Here is a 3,145-nt window from a genome sequence, read left to right on the forward strand (position 1 = left end):
TGACCTCGCCAACCGGGAAGAACAGCGAGAACAACTGGGTTTGCGACGAGATGTTAAGTTTGCGGTAAACATTGCGGCGGTGGACCTTGACCGTGCCAGTGCTGATGCCAAGGCTCAAACCCAGGCGTGGCGCTGTGTGCGCTCGCCCAGATAGCAGGTGTGGGTGTGTTCGATGATCAGCTCATTCAAGGCCGCGCCGCCCATATTTTCGGTCAGCGCCCAGGTTTGCGCCTTGGTGATGAACATCAGCGGCGTCTCAATCGTCATCGGCGCATCCAGCCCCAGGCTCAGCGCCACTTGCAGCGCCTTGAGCGTGTTGTCGCGGCAGTCCGGGTAGCCGGAAAAATCGGTCTCGCACATGCCGCCCACCAGCACCGAGGCGCCGCGCCGGTAAGCCAAGGTGGCGGCGAAGCCCAGGAATAACAGGTTACGCCCCGGCACAAAGGTATTCGGCAGGCCGTTGGCCTGCATCTCGATCGCGCGGTGCTCGGTCAGCGCGGTGCTGGAAATCTGCGACAGCAAGCTCAGGTCCAGCAAATGATCGTCGCCCAGCTTGGGCGCCCAGGCGGGGAAGCGCGCGAGCAGCTCGGCGCGCACGGTCAGCCGGCACTCCAGCTCGATGCGGTGGCGCTGGCCGTAGTCGAAACCGATGGTCTCAACCGCGGCATAACGTTCCAGCGCCCAGGCCAGGCAGGCGGTTGAATCCTGGCCGCCGGAAAACAGTACCAGGGCTTTGCGGGCGGAATTGGCTTGTGGGGTGTCACTCATGCCGCCAGTGTGCCAGGGTCGGCGGCCATACTATGGTGCCGCTGACCACTTGGAGCCTCCCGCATGCACACCCACCGCCTTCTCGCCCTGCTCTGCGTTCTGCCGGCGCTCGCTGCGGCCCAAAGCAGCAAGATCAGTCAGGTGCTCGTCTACCCGGGTGGCGCCACGGTGGAGCGGGTGGCCAAGCTCGCTGGCGGCGCCCAAACGCTCAAACTCAGCTGCCTGACGGCCCGCTTCGATCTTGATTCGCTGCAGTTACAGGGTGATGCCGGCCTTCAGATCGGCGACATCAGCGTGCAAACCCTGCCGCGTGAGCGCGCGCCCGAATGCGCGGCCAGCCCGCTCGACGCCAGCATCCGCGAGTTGGAGGACAAGCAAGCCGGCCTGAAGGCCGAGATCGACGCCCAAGAGCTGGTGCTGGGCTTTCTCAAAAATATCGGCTCTGGCCCTGGCGCGGGCCATCAAGCCGCCATCGTCGGCACCGCCGAGGCCCTGCGCCGCAGCGGTCTGGAGGCGCTGCAGCGCCAGCACCAGCTGCTGCGCAAAAAGCAATTGATCGAGCAAGACCTGACCCCGCTGCTGGCCGAGCGCGAACGCCTGATCCAGGCCAACCCGCAGGTCCGGTCCTTGCAAATACGGCTGGCCGCAGCGCAGCCCGGCGACTTGCGCTTGAGCTATCGGCTGACTCAAGCGGGCTGGACGCCCCTCTACCGCGCCCATCTGGACACCGCCAAGGCACAGCTGCGCCTGGAGCGCCAAGCGCAGGTGGCGCAAAACAGTGGCGAAGACTGGCACGGCGTGAAGCTGCGCTTGTCGACCGTGCAACCCCGCCAGAACACCGGCATCGCGCCGCCCCGGCCCTGGACGTTGGACATCTTGCCGCCCGTCCAGGCGCAACAAGAAATGCAATACATGCGTGCTGCGCCGGCCCCCGCAATCATGGCCAGCGCACGCGGCCCGGCGGAGCAGGCGCAAGACGACTCCGCACGCTTCGACGTCAGCGTGTTCCAGGGTGAGTTCGCGGCCGAGTACAGCGTGCCGGGTCTGGCCAGCATCGCCAGCGACGGCCAACGCGTCGCTTACGCACTCGGCAGCGAGCAGCTGGACGCGCGGGTGGTGCGCCGTGTGCAGCCGCAGCAAGAGGCGCAAGCCTTTTTGATGGCCGAGGCCAGCCGGCCCGCGGGCTCATGGCCCAGCGGTGCTTTGCAGCTGTTTCGTGATGGCGACTTTGTCGGCAACAGCCACCTCAACCTGGGCCAAGAGGCCCAGCTGGCGCTGTTCTTCGGCCGCGATGAGATGCTGCGCGTCAAGGTCGAGCCCGAGCAGCGCGGCGGCGCCAACACCGGCTTCATCGGCGCGCGCGCCGAACAAAAAATTGGCCGCGCCTTTGTGTTGGAGAACCTGCACAAAAAGGCGGTGCAGTTGCAAGTGCTGGAGGCCTCGCCGGTGGCGCGGCATGAAGACATCCGCGTGCAAGCCGTCTTCAGCCCCACGCCCAGCTTTGATGCATGGAAAAAGGAGCCCGGCGTGGTGGCCTGGGAGTTGTCGCTGGAGCCCGGCAAGAGCGTGCGCATCACAGCCGACTATGTTGTCAGTTACCCCAAGGATGCGCGCATTGGGGGGCTGCGGTAAGGACTCAAGCTCTCGGCATTGCGGCCAAGACCGTGGCGTCGATCACGGTCCGCGCCGGCTTGAGGGCCCACCCCCTCAATCGCGGGATCAACGGGGCCGCGCATGGACCCTACATTCGAGCTGTCCAGGCCTTTGATTCAGGAACAAACCCATGAACAGCTTGATCAACACATCGGTAGCCGTCGACGCGGACCGCGATCGCAAAGCCCACAGCAAACGTCAGCGCGAGCACGCCGGGGCATGGCATTTGCCCCACATCAGCCCCGCCGAAAACGCCTGCACCGGCAATTGCGAGCAAGGCCGGCGTTGCAGTTGTGCGCTGAGTTCGGGGCGCTCTTGCCATCAAGCCGAGGGCCAAGATGCGTTCAAGCCCGCGTCGACCAAAGAGGCCGAACTGCTGTCGCAGATGGCCAAGCTGCTGACCGTGACCTTGGGCTTGAGCTTGCTGGCCTGGGTTTTGGCTTAGGAACGACATCTCACGGCTGCCTTCTTGCCCACTTCCGCCCGTCGCCAACGCCGTGATCACCAACCGCTGGGACTTCGCCGCCGTCCCCTTCACCCTGCCGCTGAGCCCCGCTGCCGGCGATATTGACGGGCTCAACCACACCAATAACGCCGTCTATGTGCAGTGGTGCGAACGCATAGGCTGGGCGCATTCGGAGGCGCTGGGTTTGAGCCTGGCCGACTACCGGCGGCTGGACCGCGCCATGGCCATCCGCCGCAGCGAGTACGACTATCTGCTGCC

General features: G+C 65.3%; 4 protein-coding genes and 1 pseudogene. 3 read left to right on the forward strand and 2 right to left on the reverse strand.

Annotated features, from left to right (window positions below; all coding sequences use genetic code 11):
- Positions 1-112 (reverse strand): annotated as a pseudogene (locus RMO57_RS01620) (helix-turn-helix transcriptional regulator); the annotation flags it as partial.
- 2 nt (positions 113-114) lie between these two features.
- Complete coding sequence (gene queC / locus RMO57_RS01625) at positions 115-768, reverse strand: 7-cyano-7-deazaguanine synthase QueC (RefSeq protein WP_310383613.1); 654 nt, start codon at positions 766-768, stop codon at positions 115-117.
- Between the two features lie 63 nt (positions 769-831).
- Between queC and RMO57_RS01630 the strand changes: the two genes are divergently transcribed.
- The 3 genes from RMO57_RS01630 to RMO57_RS01640 all read left to right on the forward strand — a co-directional run.
- Entirely contained in the window at positions 832-2,400 is a 1,569-nt protein-coding gene (locus tag RMO57_RS01630) for a DUF4139 domain-containing protein (protein ID WP_310383615.1), read from the forward strand.
- Between the two features lie 151 nt (positions 2,401-2,551).
- The gene (locus RMO57_RS01635; RefSeq protein WP_310383617.1) at positions 2,552-2,866 is read left to right on the forward strand and encodes a hypothetical protein; all 315 of its coding nucleotides are present in this window, start codon (positions 2,552-2,554) and stop codon (positions 2,864-2,866) included.
- Between the two features lie 52 nt (positions 2,867-2,918).
- A partial coding sequence (locus RMO57_RS01640) for an acyl-CoA thioesterase (protein ID WP_414896356.1) occupies positions 2,919-3,145 on the forward strand: 227 nt, incomplete at its 3' end.

It is taken from the genome of Roseateles sp., assembly GCF_031397715.1.
Classification (GTDB): domain Bacteria; phylum Pseudomonadota; class Gammaproteobacteria; order Burkholderiales; family Burkholderiaceae_C; genus Paucibacter_A.

Bases quoted from the DNA above. Each gene is read 5' to 3' on its own strand.
- queC (WP_310383613.1), bottom strand. From the start codon at position 768: ATGAGTGACACCCCACAAGCCAATTCCGCCCGCAAAGCCCTGGTACTG.
- RMO57_RS01635 (WP_310383617.1), top strand. From the start codon at position 2,552: ATGAACAGCTTGATCAACACATCGGTAGCCGTCGACGCGGACCGCGAT.
- RMO57_RS01630 (WP_310383615.1), top strand. From the start codon at position 832: ATGCACACCCACCGCCTTCTCGCCCTGCTCTGCGTTCTGCCGGCGCTC.